The sequence below is a fragment of the Pseudorhodoplanes sp. genome (assembly GCF_059499825.1).
Window position 1 is genome coordinate 90,220 of record NZ_JCABZI010000013.1, and the last position, 19,108, is coordinate 109,327.

The following is a 19,108-nucleotide window of genomic DNA, read 5'->3' on the forward strand; positions in this document are numbered from 1 at the left end:
TACATGACGACATCGTCCATCGTGGTAAACCGCATGTCAGTTCAGGATGCCAAGGCTCCGTCGTCGCGACGCGCGCCGCAGAAGGGTTCGTCGGCGCCGGTCGCGGCGGAGGCAGCCAATTCCGATCCGCGCCGTGAGCGGCTGGTCCGGCTGGCGGCGCCGCTGTTTCTGAAAAAGGGTTACGACAACGTTTCGATCGACGACATCATCGGTGTCGCCGGCGGCTCCAAGGCTACGATCTATGCCTGGTTCGGCGGCAAGCAGGGATTGTTCGAAGCGGTCGTCCGGCAGAAATGCGACGACGTTACGCTGGGCATCGATATCGATGCCGGCGGCACGCTCGAGGAGCAGCTGACCAAGATCGGCCATTCCTTTGTCGAGATGGTGCTGACGCCGCCGATCCTGGAATTCCATCGGCTCATGGTCTCGATCGGCCGCACCTTCCCGGAAGCGGGGCGGCTGTTCTTCCAGTCCGGACCGAGTTCAGCTTACGCCATCGTCGGCAAATGGATCGAGCGGCATCAGAAAGAGGGCAGGCTGATCGACGAGGATCCGTACCGTCTTGCCGTGTTGTTTCTCGACATGCTGATTGGCGAGCACCAACTCGGCTGGCTCACGAGCATGCCGCGCGCCGCGCAAAAGGCGCGGGTCGACGAAACCGTGCGCGTCGCCGTGCGCGTCTTTCTCGGCGGATGCCTGAAGCCGGCGGCAAGCCGCCGCTGAGGCCGGGCTCCACGTTTCCGCTGGCCTCCCGACCGGTTCCTGTCATAGCTTGAGCCATGGACTCGCTGAGGAAACCGGCAAATCAGGCGACCGCGGACAGCAACGGCTCTTCAGCCGGCCTGCGCAAGAGCACTGCGATCAAGCGCGAAAAGATCGTGCGTTCGGCCGCGAAGCTGTTTCTCGAGCGCGGCTATGACAGCGTGTCGATCAACGAGATCATCGCGGTCGTCGGCGGTTCGAAAGAGACGATTTACTCCAACTTCGGGAACAAGGCGAAGCTGTTCGAGGCGGTGGTCCAGCAATTATGCTCCGATGTGACGATTCGCATCGACACCCGGCCGGTCGGAACGCTCGAACAGCAGACCACGCGGATCGCACGCTCCTTCGTGTCGATGGTGCTGACGCCGCAGATCATGTCGTTCCATCGTCTGGTGACGTCGATCGGCCGCGAATTTCCCGAGGCCGGCCGGCTGTTTTACAAGACCGGTCCGGAGACGGTGTATCGCATCTTCGCGGAGTGGATCGCGCTTCAGCAGGCGAACGGCAACATCCGTGCGGACAAGGAGCCGCGCCGCCTTGCCATCCTGCTTCACGACATGCTGATCGGCGAGCAGATCCTCAGCTGGCTCACGTCGGCGTCGAGTGAGAAGGATCGCGCCCGGCGGATCGATGAGACGGTCGACATCGCGGTCTCCGTTTTTCTAAGCGGCTGCGCGGCCGGCACGACATCGAAGCCGTCTTCAACGCGCGGGCGATCCAACACGTCACGGCCGGCAGCGTCAAAAAGCAAAACGGCAAAAAAATAAAGCCGCGGGATAACCATCTGAATTGTCAGATGCGGGCCCTCCTTTTTCGCAGCAATCGCAATCCGATGAAATCAATTCGTTGCGTCTGCAACGAATGAGCTCGCGCGGCCTTCGCAATGCAGCGAATGAATTGTCGTTGCCAAATGTCAGAAGCTGTGCAGTATTTCGTACCGTAACGAACGTTACGCTTTCAGGGAGGAAGCGGGCTATGCAGCAGGAAGCGAAACGCTCCGCCGCGGTTCACGCGCTGGCAGCGCGGCCGGAATTCGACGACATCCTCGAACGGATTCGCAGGCTTGCGCCGGAGATCGGCGCGCGTGCGCTCCGCGCGGAAAAAGCCAGGCGGGTCCCGCAAGAGACCATGGACGCGCTGCGCGATGCGAATGTCTTTCGCATGATGCAGCCGAAGCGCTTCGGCGGTTACGAATACGGGCCGGCGGAACTGGCGCAGGTCGGTTTCGAACTCGGCCGGGCCTGCGGCAGCACCGGCTGGTGCGGCACGCTTGCGGTCTGCTTCGGCTGGATGACCGCTTTCTTCCCGCTCGAAGCGCAGCAGGAAGTCTGGGACGACACCGACAATCTGCTCGCGGTCTCCTACGTGCCGACACCGAAGGTCGAGATCGTCGACGGCGGTATCAAAATCACCGGAACCTGGCCCTGGGCCAGCGGCGTCGACAGCGCGGCCTGGCTCATTCTCTCGGCGGCGATACCGAACAAGGAGGGCCCGCCTACGGTGGCGTGGTGCCTAGTTCCGGTGAAGGATGTCGTCGTCGATCACGACAGCTGGAATGTCGCCGGATTGCAGGGCACCGGATCGAAGACGCTGCATATCACCGAACCGGTCTTCGTTCCGCACCATCGGATCCTGCCGCTGGGCGCCATCTTCACCGGTAAGATGCCGGGCCTCGACATTCCGGATAACGGGCAGGCGCGCTTCGGATATCCGACCTTCGGTCCGACCGCGTTGGTTGCGCCGATCGTCGGCATGGCGCAGGGCGCGCTCGATGCCTTCACCGAAACTGCGCGCGATGCGAAGCGCATGGCGCGTCCCGGCGTATTCGAGAAAGTGGCGGAGCAGCCTTTGATCCAGAGCCTGATCGGCCGCTCGGCCGCCCATATCGACGCCGCACGCACGCTGATGGTGACCAGTCTGCGCGAAGGGCAGGACATCGTGCTCGCCGGGGGCACACCCGACATCGAGCTGCGGGTCCGCATTCGGCGCAATCACGGCTTTGCGGGACGCACCTCGACTGAAGTGGTGAACGAGATCTTCAACAAGTCGGGCGCCGCGGCGGCCGACGAGAAAAGTCGCGTTCAGCGCTTCTGGCGCGATGCGAACACCGCGGCGACGCATGCCAGCATCGACTGGGACATGCTGTCGGCCATGTACGGGACGCAACGATTGGGGCTGCAACCGCAAGGCATTTTCTAGCCGCGGGCCCTCGCTGAGGACGCCAGCCCGGCGCTTGGAAGAAGCAGTCAGGAGACAACATGATCTACGTATCGAAAGAAATTCCCGCCAACGCGCCGGGTCAGCAACCCCTGAGCCGCAGCGATATCTGGCGCGGGCTGGTGATGAAGGCGGAGAATGCGCTGCCTTTCGTCCCCGGCATGGCGAAGTGCGACGTGATTTCGCGCTTCGAAAACGGACTGGTGCGCGACATCGTGTTCCGGGGGGAGGACGCGCGCGAGCGCATCACGTTCTATCCCGAGGACAAGGTCGTGTTCGTGCGCGAATCCGGCAATGTCGACGGCTTCATCGTCAACGAGATTCTCGGTGACGACAAGGACTTGCGTCTGCGCTTCTCGTTCGCGCTGCAACTTGTCGATGCGCCCTCCGACAGCGCGGAAGAACGCGAGTTTCGCGCCATCATGGAGCGCGATTACCTCAAGGCGGTCGACGCCACACTCGGCGCAATCCGGCAGATGGCCGCAGACCCGGCCTATGCCGCCTGACGAAGGACGGTTCTGGGCCGCATACGCGTGAAGCAGGTTGCGCCGTGCCGGGATTTCGTTGAAATCGCGGCATGGAGCTTCCTACCGTCCTTCGCACGGCCGTCGACAATGCGCTCGAAGGCGTGCCGCTTGCCGATCTGCAGGCCGCGGCCGCGCGTCTGTCGGCGCGCTATCGCAGCGAGACCCGCGACGGTCGCGCGCATCTGGCGGACGACCTGTCCGCACGGGCCTATCTCGCGGTCCGCATGCCGGCGACTTATGCCGCGGTGCGTGCCAGCCTTGATGCGGTCGCGCAATTGCGGCCCGGCTTCATGCCGGAAAGCCTGCTCGATGCCGGCGCCGGGCCCGGCACCGCGCTGTTTGCCGCGCGCGATTGCTGGCCGAGCGTTTCAGACGCCACGCTGATCGAGACCAGTCCTGCCATCCGGCGATGGGGCGAGTTGCTGGCGTCCGGTTTCGCGTTCCGGAGCATCGACTGGCGTACATCTGATCTCGCAGCCGCAGCAGCCGGGCAGTCGCAGCACGATCTGGTCATGCTGGCCTATGTGCTGGACGAACTCGCGCCGTTGGCGATCGGCCCGCTGATCGAGCGGCTCTGGCAGGCCACCGGTGATACGATCGTTGTGGTTGAACCGGGCACGCCGGCCGGCTGGTCGCGTATCCTTTCGGTGCGGGAGAGTCTGATAGCGGCCGGCGCGCATCTCGTCGCTCCGTGTCCGCATGCGTTGGCCTGTCCGCTTGTGGCCCCGGATTGGTGCCATTTCTCGCGCCGGGTGGCGCGCTCGCGGATGCACCGCCGGATCAAGTCCGCCGATGTGCCATGGGAGGACGAGAAGTTCATCTACATCGCAGCATCCCGTCATCCGCCGCTGCCGGTGGCGGCGCGGGTGATCGCGTCGGTGCAGGTGAGAGGCGGCACGGTCTCCCTGAAGCTGTGCGGGCAAAACGGCACCGCCAGCCAGAACCTGCTGTCAAAGCGGGACGGCGCGCGCTTCCGGCAGGCGCGGCGCCTTGCATGGGGGGATTGCGTGGCGGAGCATGCCACAATGCCCTCCGATTCCACTGCTTGACAGGGCCAATGTCGATTCATGTTCTGATCCGCCGTTTCTCCGCCGCATCGGTATTGCTGGCCATGGCCGCCGCCATTTCGACGGCGAGCCTCGCGCAGGAAACCGCCCCGAAGGCTGCCGCGCCCAATGCGGCCGCTCCCAAGGCCGCCGCTCCAAAAGCGGCCAGTCCGGCGCCAAAGGCGGGTGCCCCGGCGCCAAAGGCTGCAGATCCTGCGGCGCAACCGGCTGCGCCGGACCCGGAACGGCCGAGGCTGTCGCGGACGATGGCGTCGATCGAGCCTCTGAAAGAGGCTATCGATCAGATCGAGACGTCGCTCCGAAGTCCCGATATCGGCGACTCGACCCTGGTTCAGCATCGTGGCCGGCTGGAGCCGGTCCGTGATGAACTGCGCGAGATCATCAGTTCGCTCGACGAGCGGTTGGTCGATGTCGAAGCGCGGCTGAAGCAGCTTGGCGATGCGCCTGACGAGGCCGAGCCGAAGGAGGACCCGGCCCTCACCGAAGAGCGCGCACGGCTGGAGGAACGGCGCGCGGCACTCGACGGCGCGCTGAAGCAGACACGGCTCTTGATGCTGCGCGCCGACAATATTTCGGTGCGGATCACCGAACGCCGCCGCGGGCTGTTCACCCAGCAATTGCTCGGTCGCTCCTCGAGCGTGCTCGATCCGGCGCTTTGGACCCAGGCATTCAAGGCCGCGCCGGATGCATGGTTTGGCGTCAAGCTGCTGGCGCAAGGCTGGATGGATCATTTCCGCGCCAGCGCAACCTCATGGAATTTGGGAGCGGCAGGCCTCGCGTTGTTTGTGTTCTTCGTCAGCGCGGCACTGTTCCTGCGTTGGTTCGTGCGGCGCGACTTCCGGCCGAAAGAGCTCGGCACCCGCTTCGCCAAGTCGTTCTTCGCGTTGTTGTCGCTGCTGCGCGTCACCATCACTGCGCCAGCGATCGTGATCGGCGCGCTGCTGATCCTGAACGGGTTCGGCCTGCTGACCGAGCGGATCGGCAATATCGGCCTGACGCTCGCGATCGCGGTCACGATTGCGGCCTTCGGCCGTGGGGTCGCTGTCGGACTGTTTGCGCCCGGCGATCCCGACCGGCGTCTGCTTTCGGTGAAGGAGGAGACCGCAGGGCTGGTCGCGTCGAAATTGACCTGGGTCGCCCGCATTCTCGGCGCGATCATTCTGATCAATGCGATCCTGCAGATCATCGTGGCGCCGGTCATTCTGACGGTTGCGACCAACGCGATCTTCGCTGCCGTGATTGCGGCTTTGCTGTGCCGGTTCCTGTTCCTGATGGGCAACCGCGAAACGTTGGAAGACGATGTCGCCGGCGCCGGTTGGCTTCGGAGTGCAGGATGGCTGCTCGCAATCGGCATCATTGCCGCGCTGGTGACCGGCTTCATCGGGTTGGCAGCCTTCCTCGCCGGCCGCTTTCTGTCCGCGCTCGGTCTGATCGGCGCGCTTTATATTCTGCTGACTTTCGTCGACGCGTTGTTCACCGAAGTGCTGACGGCTGCCACGCCGCGCGGACGTTCGGTTGCGCATTTCTTCGGCATGAAGCCGCGGTCGATCGATCTGCTCGGCACGCTGCTGTCCGCGGTCATCCGGGTGCTCCTGGTGCTGGTCGTGCTGATGCCGCTGCTTGGCCCGTGGGGCATCTTCGCCGCGGATTTTGTCGGTGTGCTGAAGGACGCGACCTTCGGATTCCGCATCGGCGAGATTTCGATATCGCTCACCACGATCCTGATCGCGCTTGCGATTCTAATCATCGGAATCCTGGCAACGCGCGCGGTCCAGGGCTGGCTCAACAACCGCTTCCTGCCGCGCACCACGCTCGATCCGAGCCTGCAGAACTCCGTGACCACCATTTTCGGTTATCTCGGCGTGATTGTCGCCAGCGCGCTCGCGCTCGCGCAACTCGGCGTCGATTTTCAGAAGATCACCCTGGTCGCCGGCGCGCTCTCGATCGGTATCGGCTTTGGCTTGCAATCGGTGGTGTCGAATTTCGTGTCCGGGCTGATCCTGCTGGCGGAGCGGCCGATCCGGGTCGGCGACATCATTGCGGTCAAGGGCGAGGAGGGGCGGGTGCGCCGTATCCATGTGCGCGCAACCGAGATCGAAACCGGCGACCGCGCAAGCGTCATCATTCCGAATTCCGAACTGATCACGCAGGTGGTGAAGAACCGCACCCACACCGACACCTTTGCGCGGGTGGCGGTGGCAATCGGCGTCGCCTATGACAGCGACGTCGCAAAGGTACGAGACATCCTGTTGGAGATCGCAAAGGCGCACCCGCATGTCATGCAGACCCCGGGGCCGACCGTATTCCTCACCGGCTTCGGCGAAAGCGCCATCAATTTCGAGCTTGGCTGGGTGGTCCGAAATCTCGGCGACGGTGCAGGAATCAAGAGCGATATCTGTTTCTCGATTCTCGAGCGTTTCCGGGCCGAGGGTATCGTAATGCCGTACCCGCACCGGCACATTCACATCGAAGGCATAGCCGAGGACGACGAGCCGGACGCGCCCGAATCCGAGGACCACAAGCGGCCGGCCCCAAAAAAGCCGAAAGCGCGGTGACTTGTGGGTTCCAGACGGCATTTACCGTTTGGTTACCAATTTGCGGCCAATTCGGTCGATCGGGGGATTTCAGGCGATGGTGGGCGGGTGGCCGATGTCTGCAGCAATATTGTGTTGGCTCGGTCTGGCGCTCGCGGGCTGCGCGACCGAGCCCCTGCCGTCGCAGCCGACATTCTATCAGAGCATGGCCCGCGAAGGCGCCCAACTCGATCCGCAGGCCGCGGCCTCGATGATTTCCGGCTACCGGCGCAACAACCTGCTGGGCGACGTGACGCTCGATCCGCAGCTGATGCGGATGGCCGAGGAGCAGGCGCGAGCCATGGCGACCAAGGACAAGCTCGACCACAATGTCGCCGGCAATTTCCAGCAGCGGCTGCGCAAGTCGGGTTACAAGGCACAAACGGGTGCTGAGAATATCGGCGCCGGCTACCATACGCTTGCCGAGGCTTTTTCGGGCTGGCGCGACTCGCCGTCGCACAAGGCGAATATGCTGCTGAAAGGCGCCACCCAGATGGGGATCGCCGCGGTCTATGTGCCGAACACCAAATACAAGGTGTTCTGGGCGCTGATCCTGGCTTCGCCGGATCAGCGCATGGCGCAGGTCGCGCAATAGCCGATCAAGCGAGTTCTCGGACCATGTGAACCGCACCCGCGCCGTATTTCGCGCGGGTCGCAGCCTGAAGCTGGTCATCGCCGGTCCGGTGAAACCCCATCCTCATCCAGAACGGCGTGCTGCCGCTGACCGCGACCAGCATCATCCGGCGGAGTGCAGCATCGCGGGCGGCCTCGAATAGCCGCGGCACCAGCGTGGATGCGAAATTCCTGCCCCGCAAAGATGCTTCGACGGTGAGATCGTGGATGAAATACGTGGTCGCGGCCTCCGGCAGCGCGCGGAGCATCGTGTCCAGCGCAGGCGGGGGGCCGAACATCCAGGGATGAGAAAAGCAATATCCGTTCGGCTGGCCCTCGGGGGCGGCAGCAAGTACGAAACAGCCGCGCGGGAACAGCCGGAATTTTTCCGCCAGGACCTCCGGCCGTTCGGGAAAATCCGGGTGAATACGGGCCGACAGATCGTCGACCGCGGCGAGATCGGCCGCACTCATCGGTCGCCATTGCAGCGGCGCGGGGCTGCCATCGTTCATCACATGCACCAATCACTGGACGCAGGCTGCTTGCCCGACTAGCTTGCCGCCCGCAAGGCTGCCGGGATGCTTCCATTCATCAAGGACTACGACAGGCTCTATCGCGAATTTCGCTGGGAGATTCCTGCCCGTTACAATATCGGCGTCGATGTCTGCGATCGCTGGGCGCGGACCGACCCAGATCGTGCTGCCATCATCCATGTCCATAGTGGCGGTGGAACCGAGGCGATTTCGTTTCGCGCGCTGATGCAGAGGTCGAACCGGCTCGCCAATGCCTTGCGGGCACACGGCGTCGGGCGCGGAGAGCGGGTGGCGATCCTGCTGCCGCAATCGCCGGAAGCGGTGATCGCGCATGTTGCGATCTACAAGCTTGGCGCGATTGCGCTGCCGCTGGCGCTGCTGTTCGGCACCGAGGCGCTGGCCTACCGGTTGCAGAATTCCGGCGCGAAGGTGCTGGTCACCAATGATGTTGGCGTGCAGAAGCTCGCCAGTCTGGGCGACACTCCGCCCGACTTGAAGCTTGTGATCTCGACCGATGGCGACGCCGATGGCGCGATCGGCTTTGCCTCGCTCCTGCAGGCGGCGTCCGACGCGTTCACGGCCGAGGCTACATCGGCCGACGATCCCGCGATGATGATCTACACTTCCGGCACCACCGGGCCGCCCAAGGGCGCGCTGCATGCGCATCGCGTATTGCTTGGACACATGCCGGGCATTGAATTGCCGCACGATTTCTTTCCGCAGCCAGGTGACCTGTTCTGGACGCCGGCGGACTGGGCCTGGGCCGGCGGCCTGCTCGATGCGCTGCTGCCGTCGCTGCATCACGGCGTCGCGGTGGTGGCGCACCGGTTCGACAAGTTCGACCCGGAAGAGGCCTATGCGCTGATGGCGCGCACCGGCGTCCGCAACGCGTTCATTCCGCCGACGGCGCTTCGCATGCTGCGCGCGGCACCGAATCCGCGCGGGCGATACGATCTGAAACTGCGCAGCATCGGATCGGGCGGCGAGGCGCTCGGCTCGGAAACGTTCGAATGGGGCCGGGATGCTTTCGGCCTGACCATCAACGAGTTCTACGGCCAGACCGAATGCAATCTGGTCCTGTCATCCTGCGCGATGCTTGGCGTGTCGCGCCCGGGCGCCATCGGCAAGCCGGTGCCCGGGCATGAGGTCGCAGTGATCGATGCCGATGGTGTGCCGGTCGCGTCCGGCACCATCGGCCAGATCGCGGTGCGCCGTCCGAACCCGGTAATGTTCCTCGATTACTGGGGCCGGCCGGACGCGACGCGCGACAAGTTCATCGGCGACTGGATGACCACCGGCGATCAGGGCATCGTCGATGAAGACGGCTATTTTCATTTCGTCGGTCGCGATGATGATGTCATCACCTCGTCGGGCTATCGGATCGGGCCGGGCGAGATCGAGGATTGCCTGATCCGTCATCCCGCGGTCGCGCTTGCGGCTGCGATCGGCAAACCCGATCCGTTGCGCACTGAAATCGTGAAGGCGTTCGTCGTCGTCAAGCCGGGCATCGAGACGCCGCGCGACCAACTGGTCGCCGAGTTGCAGGAGTTCGTTCGCACGCGGCTGTCTGCGCACGAATATCCGCGCGAGATCGACTTCATCGATCAGATGCCGATGACGACCTCCGGCAAGATCATCCGCCGGCTGTTGCGGGATCGCGGCTAGGATCAGCGGCGTGGCGCGAGACTGTTGATGTAAGCGATGATCGCGTCCAGTTCCTGATCCGTCGGCCTGAATCGCGGCATCTCGTCATGCGGCGCTGCCAGGCCGCGGGTGATTGGCGTGCGCAGAGACAGCATCGCGTACCGCTTCTGAAGCTCGTGGAACGGAGGCGCCTTGGCATTCGGGCTCGTTCCGCTTGGGCCCACGGCATGGCAGGGCGCGCAACTGACCTCGACCAGCGTTCGGCCCTCGCGCAGACGCGCATTGCTTTCGCGCTCGGCCGGATCGAGGGCGCCGAGTTTTTTCAGCGCGTTTCGCACCGAAGCTTGCGACGGGTCGAGACGCAGCGCTTCGGAGAGATCCTGTATCGCGTCGTCGGTCTTGCCGATGCTCTCGTTGAGACGGCCGCGATTGGCATAGGCCAGCGCGTAAGCCGGATTGAGTGCGATCGCAGCGCTGTAGTCCGCGAGTGCTGCCGTCGTGTCGCCCTTCTTGCGGTAGGCAAGGCCGCGATTGTTATAGGCCACCGCACTGCCGGGCTGCAGGCGAAGCGCCTCGCTCAGGTCGCGGATCGAAGCATCGGCATTGCCGCGAACCAGATAGGCATGGCCTCTTCCGACGAAGTTGGCGCTGTCGGACGGCGAGATCGAAATCGCCTTGTCGTAGTCGCGGATTGCACCCGCCACGTCGCCGGACGCGGCGTACGCCTCGGCCCGTCCTGCATAAGCGATGCTGTTTTCGCTATCCAGTCGCAGCGCCAGGCTGAAATTCCGGATCGCCTCCTTGAGCGCGCCAGCCTGCGTCCGCAATTCGCCGATATTGGTGTAGGCCTTGCTCTTTGCTGCCGCGTCGAAAGACGGAGAGCGGATGACCTCGCTGCAGCCCGCCAGTCTCAGCCGCGGACGGTAATTTTGCGTGCAATCCTCAAACGGACCCGCGCCGGCCGGTGCGGCAAGCACCGAGAGACCGATTGCGATCAGCAATGCGCCGTTGCGAAGGCCGGTTCTCATCGTTCCCTCCGTCAGATGCGCGCGGTGAATGCGCTGCATCTTCCGGACGGAATTGCTTGGCTGAAAGCTGGATATTGCCCCTACGGGAGATTACGGAGCCATGGAAAGCGCAGGCAACTGGCTGCAGCCACTTGGCTGACCCCGACAAACTCGAGGACGCTTGATCGTCCTCGAGGTCGGACGCGTTCAGATTCGATTGTTACACGCCGAAAAGCGGCCATAGCCGTCGTCGATGTAGCATTGCCCCCGGAGATATTCCGGAACCTTGTAAGGCTTTCCATCCGGGCCGAACGAGGGATCGGCGAAGCCGCGGCGGACATAGGGGGTGCCTTGTGGCACGGGCTTCTTGGGCTTTCGCTTTGCCGCCGCAGAAATCTCGGTACTGCGCTGCAGCATCAAGTTTTGTTGACCAGCCAACGCATCCGAAGGTGCCGGCGCCGTCGCGCTCAGGGCGCAAGCGAAGAGCGCGATGAAAACAAAATTGGCGCGCATGAAACTCTCCATAGACACGATGTCTTGTCGTACACTGCCTTGGTCCGCAGCGGACCCAGCCAGCATTCTGTGTTTAGTGCTTGCCGCGTTCGCCAGCCGGCACAAGACCGCTCCGACGAATGAGCTTACGTTATCTGACGACGATTTGAATTTTATCAAGATCCATCAAACGATGTCGCCTGACCCTTGCATTCCGGAAACCCCGCAGCACCGGAAATATTTCCGGCGCCGGACTTGAGAGAGGTCAACGCGGCGTGGTCCGATGGATCCCAAACAGGTGAGGCCTTGGCGGTGGTGCGAGTTTGGCTCAACCGCGCTTCGGCATTCGGACCTGGGTACAAGGTTCTCGGCGCGAGGAGGAAATAACGATGTCATCCGACGAGCACACGAAATGGCCAATGCCGATGTTCAACCCGGCAGACTTCACCAAGCTGGGAAAAGAGCAGGCGGACGCGCTCACCGACATGCAGAAGGAGTTCGCCAAGCTGATTGAGCAAGCCAATGCGGACTGGCTCGCCCGCATGGAACAGGAAAGGGAGTTGGCCTCCGATCTTGCCGCCAAGCTGGCTGCGGCCAAGTCGCTCCCGGATGCGGCCAAGGCCTATCAGGACTGGATGGGCCGCCGCATGGAGACCATTACCAAGGACAGTCAGAAGTTCTTCGCCGACAGCCAGAAGCTCGTCACCTCGATGAACCGGTTCATGTCGACCGGTGGCAAAGGCTCGAGTACCTAATAGTTCAATCAGCCCGCAACGCCGGACGGCCGCACGTCGGTCTGCTCGGGGTGAAACGGCAATCGGGGGACAGCACGTCAATCTGGGACAAAGAAACTTTGCATCGGAGGACGCCCATGGAACGTAACGTCGATCCGCAGGAAATTGCTGACCCGGTGGAACGTCCGACGTCGGTGGAGCTGGTCAAGCTGATCCGGAAACTGCGCTGGATCGGGCTTGAAGACGAGGCCCGTCAACTGCAGATCGCGCTCGACCGGTTCCCGGCCGAACAACGTGCAACTCTGCCCGGCGCCCCATCGATTGCGACCGACGGGACTGCGACCGACCGATAGACTGACCGATCCTCGGTCTCCCACGCCTTCGGATCGCGATATCGGAGACGGCGCGGCAAAAAGACCTGTAATATCTGCGGCGGGACGGCGATCTTTGCCGGCAATCCCCGACGTGGCTCAGGTTATGACAGATCAGATTATCGATGGCCGTGTGGCCTCGCGGCAGCAGCTTCTTCAATTGTTGCGGAACGTATGCACCGGCGCCGCCGCATTGTCCGAACGCGAGCTTCGGGCATCCGGTCAATGGGAGGATCGCGCGAAAGCTGCGATCGGCTCATGCGTCCAGTTGCAGCGCGGACTTAACAACTCGCATCCGAAGCTGGCGGATCAACTGCATATTCTGGCGGCCGAAATCCAGATTGCGCTGGAAGCCCGCTCTCATGATGGCCTGTTCGCGGCCCGCATCGAGAAGATCGGGGCTGCCATTCGTCGCGTCCAGCAAACGGGACTCGACAGCGATCAGCCCGCCTGACGAGCGCGACAGGTAGCTGCGATCATGCGCGCATCTGAGGGCTGCCGTACGCGCGGTTGGTTGCGACGGCGGTGCAAAGTCGGGCAGTGTGGAAGTCCATCCGCGCTCCGTCGCCGCATTTTGTTCCTCAGGTTCTAGCCTTCAATGAAACGCCAGTTGCATCTCAATCTGTTCGTTCAGAGCCGCGGACATCATGAAGCCTCTTGGCGCCATCCGACGTCGTCGCCGCTGGCCTTGACCGATATCCGGTACATTCAGGATCTGGCCCGCCGCGCCGAGGCCGCGTGCTTCGATTCCATCTTTCTCGGCGATACGCTGGCTCTGGGCGAGGATATGCAGGCGCCGCAGGCCTGGCTCGAGCCGATCACGGTGCTGGCGGCGCTTGCGGTGACGACCAGCCAGATCGGGCTGATCGCCACCGCCTCCACGACTTATACGGAGCCATTCAATCTGGCGCGGCAATTTGCGTCGCTCGATCACATGAGCAATGGCCGTGTAGGCTGGAATATCGTCACGTCGTGGCTGCCCGCGGCCGCGCGCAATTTCGGCGGCGCCGGTTCGCCCGCGCACGAGGAGCGCTATGCGCGCGGCGAGGAGTTCGTCGCCGTCGCAAACGCGCTGTGGGATTCATGGGCGGACGATGCGGTGCTCGACGATCGCGCGGGCGGGCGCTATGCGCGACCGGATCGCATCCGGCCGATCAATCACAAGGGCCACTATTACGATGTGGCCGGGCCGCTGAATATGCCGCGATGCCCGCAAGGCCGGCCGGTGCTGGTGCAGGCGGGCTCGTCCGATACCGGCCGGCGCTTTGCCGCGCGGCACGCGGAAGCCGTGTTCACCGCGCATATGGAGAAGACGACGGCGCAGGCCTTCTATGCCGACCTGAAGGCGCATGCGCAGGCCGAAGGGCGCGACGCCAGCCAGATTCATATTCTTCCGGGCTTAAGCCCGACGATTGCGTCCACCGAGGCGGAGGCGCGTCGGCTCGAGCAGGAGGCGAACGATCTGGCCGATCCTGAAATCGGCCGCCGGCGGCTGTCCAATCGCTTCGGCGGGCATGATTTCTCCCACCTCGATCTCGACCGGATATTGTCGCCGGAGGATTTTCCCGATCCCGCCACGGTCGAAGCGGCGCGTAGCCGGGCTGAGGTGATCGTCGGCTTTGTGCGGCGGCAGAAGCCGACACTGCGGCAATTGCTGTCCAGCCTTGCCGGCGCGCGCGGTCATCTGACGATTGCGGGCACGCCGGAACAGGTCGCCGATCTGATCGAGGACTGGTTCAACGACGGCGCAGCGGACGGCTTCAACCTGATGCCACCGGTGTTGCCGCATATGCTGGACATATTCAGCACGGAAGTTGTGCCGTTGCTGCAGCGGCGCGGTCTGTTCCGCACCGCGTATGAAGGCACGACGCTGCGCGATCATCTCGGCCTGAACCGGCCGCCGAGTTCGTTCGCGGCGGCAGCCGGGTGACCGGAGGCTGCGTCGCTTAATTCGGCTTCATGCCGAGCGCGTTCGCAACCGAGGCCCAGCGATCCATCTCCTCGGCAAGCTGGACTTGAGTCTGCGCGCTCGTCGTTGCGACCACATTCGCGCCCTGGTCGGCAAAGCGTTTCTGCAGATCGGGATTCTTCAGTGCAGCCGCAACCGCCTGTTCGAGCCGCGCAATCACGGCGGGCGGCGTCCCGGCCGGTGCCGCGAGGAAGATGCGCGCGCTCATGTCGAAGCCCGGGATCACGTCGGCGATCGCCGGAACGTCCGGCAGATTGGTCGATCGATCGAGCGATGTCACGGCGATCACCCGCGCGCTGTTCGCGCGCGCCAGCCCGACGGCGACCGACGAACTCATGATCGCAATATGGACGCGGCCCGCGATCAAGTCCGGCGAGAAGGCGGTCCCGCCTTTGTAGGGGACGTGCTGGGCATCGACGCCCGCGACGCGCTTGAACTGCTCGAAGGCGAGATGCTGAACGGTGCCGACACCGGGCGAGGCATAGTCGTATTTCTTCGGGTCCGCCTTCAGGGTCGCAATCAATTCCTGCGTGGTCTTGGCGGGGAAGCTGTTGGTCACCGCGAAGGCCATCGGAATCTGCGCGACATATCCCACCGGCGTGAAGCTTTTCTTCAGGTCGAAGGACAATGACGGCAGCAACGCCGGCGCCAGCAGCAATCCTGTTTCGCCGAGCAGCAGCGTGTAGCCGTCCGGTGCCGCTTGTGCGACCGCCGCCGCGGCCAGCGTACTTGTTGCTCCGGGACGGTTCTCGACCACAACCGAAACGCCGAGATTCTCCTCGAGCCGTTGCGCGAGCACGCGCGCGATCGTGTCCATACCGCCGCCGGGCGAATAGCCGACGAAGATTCGGATCGACTTGCTGGGATAGGCATCGGTCTGGGCATGAGCGTGGCCGACGAGCGCACTGCCCACGAGAGCGGCAACGAGGCCCATACAGAACAAGCGGACAATCGATCTCATCGGGCCTCGCATATGCACAGCGGCGCCGCGTGGTGCGGCAACGCATAACGATGCCGCAGTCCGGCGTCCGTGACAATGGTCATCCGGATTTGGCCGCGGCAGAGGCAGGATCGCTCAGCGTGATCGAGAAGCGATCGGCCATGTCGTGCAGTTGGCCGCGCACGATTTCCAGCAGCGCCGCGGTGGCCGGCGACAGCGCCTCGCCTGCGCGCGTGATCACGCCGACCGTACGCGTTGCGTCGGGTTCGTCGATCGGGACAAAGCCGATATCGGCTTGCGGCTCGTTGACCGAGAGTTGCGGAAGAATGGTGATGCCGATATTGGCGCGAACCAGCGCCAGCAGCGACAGCACGTTATAGACCACGATCGGCGCCTGCGTCGGCGACGGTATTGCGCCGATATTGTGCGCGTCGGAAATCGCATTCGCGAGCAGCGTGCGGCTCTCGAGATCCGACCAGCGCCGCTTGCCACGTTTGCGATAGAGCGGGTCATCCTTGCGGCAGACGATACCGAGCGGCTCTTCGAACAGCGGCGTGAACACAAGCGCCCGGCGTTCGCTGGGCATGCTGGCGATGCCGAGTTCCACGGTGCCCGACTGCACGAGATCGGCGACGCTGCGCGAGTCGGCATCGCGTGCAGTGATCTCGACCGCAGGCCATTGGCTTCTGAAACGCGCGACGACCGCAGGAAGCAGCGTGGTGGCGATCGACGGCACCGACGCGATGTCGATGCGGCCAATGGCGTTGCGCGAGTACGCCTGCAGCGACGCCAGCTTGCGGTCGACATGACTCAAGAGGTCGCGAACTTGGGTGTGAACAAAGCTGCCGACCGGGGTGAGCCGGTTCTTGCGGCCGCTCTCGAACAGCGGCGCGCCGATGTCCTGCTCGAACTGCTTCAGCTTCTCGGAAATCGAGGAGGGGGTCCGGCCCAACCGCTCCGCCGCGAGGCGGATGTTTCCTGATTCCGCCACCGTGGCGAAGACGCGAAGGGTGGCCAGCGAGGTGCGCATCAGAGTTACCAAAATTCGGAAAAACCGAAATACTGTACCGCATTTCCGAATTGACCGAAATGTGTCATCGGCCTTCGATACCGATGGAACTGGCGGGTGTCACGATGGCGTCGGACAAGCACAATTACATCGATGGCCGCTGGGTCGCTGGCGGCTCCTCCCGTCCCAGCGTCAATCCCTCCGATATCTCTGACATCGTTGGCCATTTCACCGAGGCGACGCCGGCCCAGGTCGGCGAGGCGATCGCGGCCGCGCGCAAGGCGGCTGGCGTCTGGGGCGTTTCGCCGCTCGAGACCCGGTACAAGGCGCTGATGGCTATCGGCGACGAGATTTGCGCCCGCAGCCAGGAGCTGGGTGGATTGCTGTCGCGCGAAGAGGGCAAGCCGCGCGCCGAGGGTGTCGGCGAGGTGTTTCGCTCCGGACAGTTCTTCCAGTATTTCGCTGCCGAGGCGCTGCGGATTTCCGGCGATGCGGTGGACTCGACGCGCCCCGGCATCGAGGTCGATGTGCGGCGCGAGCCGATTGGCGTGGTGGCGGTCATCTCGCCGTGGAATTTTCCGCTCTCCACCGCATGCTGGAAGATCGCGCCGGCGCTGGCTTTCGGCAATGCGGTGATCTGGAAGCCGGCGAGTGCGACCCCAGCCATTGCCTGGCAATTCGCCGACATTGTCAGCCGCCAGAATCTGCCGGCGGGCACTTTCAATCTGCTGATGGGCTCGGGCAGCGTCGTCGGCAATGCGCTGGCCGCAAGCCCCGACATCGATGCCGTCACCTTCACCGGCTCCTACGAGATCGGCCAGCAGGTCGCGACTCGGGCCGCGCCGAACTTCACCCGCATCCAGCTTGAGCTTGGCTCCAAGAATCCGCTGGTCGTCATGGACGATGGCGACATGGAACTGGCCGTCGCGCATGCGCTGAACGGCGCCTATTTCGGATCGGGCCAGAAATGCACGGCTTCGTCGCGCCTCATCGTGCATCGCAAGGTGCATGACGAATTCGTATCGAAGCTGAAGGCCAAGGCCGAGGCTCTGGTGGTCGGCCACGCGCTCGATGAGGGCACGCAGATCGGTCCGGTGGTCGACGAGAAGCAGCTCGCGCAGGCGCTCGATTATGTGAAGCTCGCCGAGAGCGAAGGCTGCGAGCGCGTCTGCGGCGGCGAACGGCTGACTCGGCGCACCGAGGGCTATTACTTCGCTCCGACGCTGTTCATCCGGACGAAGAACGACATGCGCGTCAATCGCGAAGAGATGTTCTGCCCGATCGCCTGCGTGATCGAGGCCGGCAGCTATGAAGAGGCTCTCACGCTCGCAAACGACACGCCTTACGGCTTGACCTCGGGCATCATCACGAAATCGCTGGCGCGCGCGAACCATTTCCGGCGCAACATGAAGACCGGTTGTGTGATGGTGAATTTGCCGACGGCGGGGACCGATTACCATGTGCCGTTCGGCGGCCGGAAGAAATCGTCCTACGGGCCGCGCGAGCAGGGCCGCGTCGCGGTCGAATTCTTCACCGCGATGAAGACGTCCTACGTCAATGCGGGAGCGCCGGAATAGGCCATGACCGCAAGCGACCGCGTCCTCATCGACGGCCTGCAATATTGCAACTGGTCGGAGAAGATTTTCCGGGAGCTGAGCGCGGGCGGTGTCACCGCGATCCATGTCACGATCTGCTATCACGAGAATTTCCGCGAAACGATCGCCAATATTGGGCAATGGAACCGGTGGTTTCAGGATTATCCCGACCTGATCTGCCCGGCCTACACCGCCGACGATGTGCGGCGCGCGAAAGAAAGCGGGCGCACCGCGGTGATCTTCGGTTTCCAGAATCCATCGCCGATCGAGGACGATCTGTCGCTGGTTGAAATCTGGCATCGCCTCGGCGTGCGCTTCATGCAGCTCTCCTATAACAACCAGAGCCTGCTTGCGACCGGCTGCTACGAGGCGGAAGATCCCGGCATCACGCGCATGGGACGCGAAGTGATCCGTGAAATGAACCGCGTCGGGCTGGTGATCGACATGTCGCATTCGGCCGAACGCTCGACGCTGGAGGCGATCGCACTCTCGTCTCGGCCGGTCGCGATCACCCATGCCAATCCGTCGTCATGGCACGACGTGCCGCGCAACAAGTCCGACGCGGTGCTGAAGGCGCTTGGCGAAAGTGGCGGCATGCTCGGCTTCTCGCTCTATCCCTTGCACCTCAAGGGCGGCTCGGGCTGCACGCTGCGCAGCTTCTGCGAGATGGTGGCGCGCACCGCCGAATTGATGGGCGTCGAGCGCATCGGCATCGGGTCGGACCTTTGTCAGGATCAGCCGGATTCGGTGGTCGAATGGATGCGTGTCGGGCGTTGGACCCGCGATTCGCGTGGCGCATCCGGTCCGCTCGGCGCTGCGGTGTTTCCGCCGCAACCGGACTGGTTCCGCGACAACACGCAATTTGCGGGCATCGCCTCCGGACTTGCGGAGGTTGGTTTCGCGCAGCCGGATATCGACCGGATCATGGGCGGAAACTGGCTCGACTTCTTCGAGCGATCCTTCTGTCCCCAAGCGGAGGCGCAGCCGAGCCGTGAAGCGGCGGCCAGGCGCGCTGCGAGCAAGGGCGTCTGACGATGATGACGCGGCCTGCACCAG

The 19,108-nt window shown here is 63.7% G+C and carries 19 protein-coding genes; 14 read left to right on the forward strand and 5 right to left on the reverse strand.

Annotated elements, in window-relative coordinates:
- The first annotated feature begins 33 nt into the window (after window positions 1-33).
- The 7 genes from AC5I5I_RS18775 to AC5I5I_RS18805 all read left to right on the forward strand — a co-directional run bounded on the left by AC5I5I_RS18775 (window position 34) and on the right by AC5I5I_RS18805 (window position 7,741).
- Window positions 34-723 carry a TetR/AcrR family transcriptional regulator gene (locus tag AC5I5I_RS18775; protein WP_495975461.1) on the forward strand — a complete coding sequence of 230 codons (690 nt, stop codon included), beginning with the start codon at window positions 34-36 and terminating at the stop codon, window positions 721-723.
- A gap of 56 nt (window positions 724-779) precedes the next feature.
- Complete coding sequence (locus tag AC5I5I_RS18780) at window positions 780-1,529, forward strand: TetR/AcrR family transcriptional regulator (RefSeq protein WP_495975463.1); 750 nt, start codon at window positions 780-782, stop codon at window positions 1,527-1,529.
- A 208-nt stretch (window positions 1,530-1,737) separates the two neighbouring features.
- The gene (locus tag AC5I5I_RS18785) at window positions 1,738-2,961 is read left to right on the forward strand and encodes an acyl-CoA dehydrogenase family protein (RefSeq protein ID WP_495765184.1); all 1,224 of its coding nucleotides are present in this window, start codon (window positions 1,738-1,740) and stop codon (window positions 2,959-2,961) included.
- A 59-nt stretch (window positions 2,962-3,020) separates the two neighbouring features.
- The gene (locus AC5I5I_RS18790; RefSeq protein WP_495765183.1) at window positions 3,021-3,485 is read left to right on the forward strand and encodes an SRPBCC family protein; all 465 of its coding nucleotides are present in this window, start codon (window positions 3,021-3,023) and stop codon (window positions 3,483-3,485) included.
- Between the two features lie 71 nt (window positions 3,486-3,556).
- Window positions 3,557-4,555: a small ribosomal subunit Rsm22 family protein gene (locus tag AC5I5I_RS18795; protein ID WP_495975465.1), complete on the forward strand. Its 999-nt coding sequence runs from the start codon at window positions 3,557-3,559 to the stop codon at window positions 4,553-4,555.
- An 8-nt stretch (window positions 4,556-4,563) separates the two neighbouring features.
- A complete protein-coding gene (locus AC5I5I_RS18800; protein WP_495975467.1) occupies window positions 4,564-7,128 on the forward strand; it encodes a DUF3772 domain-containing protein in 2,565 nt (854 codons plus the stop codon).
- Between the two features lie 94 nt (window positions 7,129-7,222).
- Entirely contained in the window at window positions 7,223-7,741 is a 519-nt protein-coding gene (locus AC5I5I_RS18805; protein WP_495975469.1) for a CAP domain-containing protein, read from the forward strand.
- Between the two features lie 4 nt (window positions 7,742-7,745).
- Here the strand turns inward: AC5I5I_RS18805 and AC5I5I_RS18810 are convergent, their stop codons facing one another.
- Window positions 7,746-8,270, reverse strand: coding sequence for a GNAT family N-acetyltransferase (locus AC5I5I_RS18810; RefSeq protein ID WP_495758389.1), 525 nt, complete (start codon window positions 8,268-8,270; stop codon window positions 7,746-7,748).
- Window positions 8,271-8,336: 66 nt separating this feature from the next.
- Between AC5I5I_RS18810 and AC5I5I_RS18815 the strand changes: the two genes are divergently transcribed.
- Window positions 8,337-9,956, forward strand: coding sequence for an acyl-CoA synthetase (locus tag AC5I5I_RS18815; RefSeq protein WP_495975471.1), 1,620 nt, complete (start codon window positions 8,337-8,339; stop codon window positions 9,954-9,956).
- A gap of 2 nt (window positions 9,957-9,958) precedes the next feature.
- On the opposite strand, the gene AC5I5I_RS18820 is transcribed toward AC5I5I_RS18815, so the two are convergent.
- Both AC5I5I_RS18820 and AC5I5I_RS18825 read right to left on the reverse strand, forming a co-directional pair.
- Window positions 9,959-10,963, reverse strand: coding sequence for a tetratricopeptide repeat protein (locus AC5I5I_RS18820; protein WP_495975473.1), 1,005 nt, complete (start codon window positions 10,961-10,963; stop codon window positions 9,959-9,961).
- Between the two features lie 186 nt (window positions 10,964-11,149).
- The gene (locus AC5I5I_RS18825; protein WP_495975475.1) at window positions 11,150-11,455 is read right to left on the reverse strand and encodes a hypothetical protein; all 306 of its coding nucleotides are present in this window, start codon (window positions 11,453-11,455) and stop codon (window positions 11,150-11,152) included.
- 368 nt (window positions 11,456-11,823) lie between these two features.
- On the opposite strand from AC5I5I_RS18825, the gene AC5I5I_RS18830 reads away from it, so the two are divergent.
- The 4 genes from AC5I5I_RS18830 (at window position 11,824) to AC5I5I_RS18845 (ending at window position 14,469) form a co-directional block, all read left to right on the forward strand.
- Window positions 11,824-12,189, forward strand: a complete 366-nt coding sequence (locus tag AC5I5I_RS18830; protein WP_495975476.1) for a phasin family protein — start codon at window positions 11,824-11,826, stop codon at window positions 12,187-12,189.
- A gap of 116 nt (window positions 12,190-12,305) precedes the next feature.
- The gene (locus AC5I5I_RS18835) at window positions 12,306-12,521 is read left to right on the forward strand and encodes a hypothetical protein (RefSeq protein WP_495975478.1); all 216 of its coding nucleotides are present in this window, start codon (window positions 12,306-12,308) and stop codon (window positions 12,519-12,521) included.
- Window positions 12,522-12,645: 124 nt separating this feature from the next.
- Window positions 12,646-12,993, forward strand: coding sequence for a hypothetical protein (locus AC5I5I_RS18840; RefSeq protein WP_495975480.1), 348 nt, complete (start codon window positions 12,646-12,648; stop codon window positions 12,991-12,993).
- A gap of 144 nt (window positions 12,994-13,137) precedes the next feature.
- Window positions 13,138-14,469, forward strand: a complete 1,332-nt coding sequence (locus tag AC5I5I_RS18845) for an LLM class flavin-dependent oxidoreductase (RefSeq protein ID WP_495975482.1) — start codon at window positions 13,138-13,140, stop codon at window positions 14,467-14,469.
- A gap of 16 nt (window positions 14,470-14,485) precedes the next feature.
- Here AC5I5I_RS18845 and AC5I5I_RS18850 read toward each other — a convergent pair whose 3' ends face one another.
- Together AC5I5I_RS18850 and AC5I5I_RS18855 are read right to left on the reverse strand one after the other, a co-directional pair.
- On the reverse strand, window positions 14,486-15,469 hold the full coding sequence (locus AC5I5I_RS18850; RefSeq protein ID WP_495975484.1) for a Bug family tripartite tricarboxylate transporter substrate binding protein: 984 nt from the start codon (window positions 15,467-15,469) through the stop codon (window positions 14,486-14,488).
- Between the two features lie 79 nt (window positions 15,470-15,548).
- A complete protein-coding gene (locus AC5I5I_RS18855; RefSeq protein ID WP_495975486.1) occupies window positions 15,549-16,478 on the reverse strand; it encodes a LysR family transcriptional regulator in 930 nt (309 codons plus the stop codon).
- A 104-nt stretch (window positions 16,479-16,582) separates the two neighbouring features.
- On the opposite strand from AC5I5I_RS18855, the gene AC5I5I_RS18860 reads away from it, so the two are divergent.
- Window positions 16,583-18,034: an aldehyde dehydrogenase family protein gene (locus tag AC5I5I_RS18860; RefSeq protein WP_495975812.1), complete on the forward strand. Its 1,452-nt coding sequence runs from the start codon at window positions 16,583-16,585 to the stop codon at window positions 18,032-18,034.
- A gap of 3 nt (window positions 18,035-18,037) precedes the next feature.
- Complete coding sequence (locus tag AC5I5I_RS18865; RefSeq protein WP_495975487.1) at window positions 18,038-19,084, forward strand: membrane dipeptidase; 1,047 nt, start codon at window positions 18,038-18,040, stop codon at window positions 19,082-19,084.
- Window positions 19,085-19,108 lie beyond the last annotated feature (24 nt).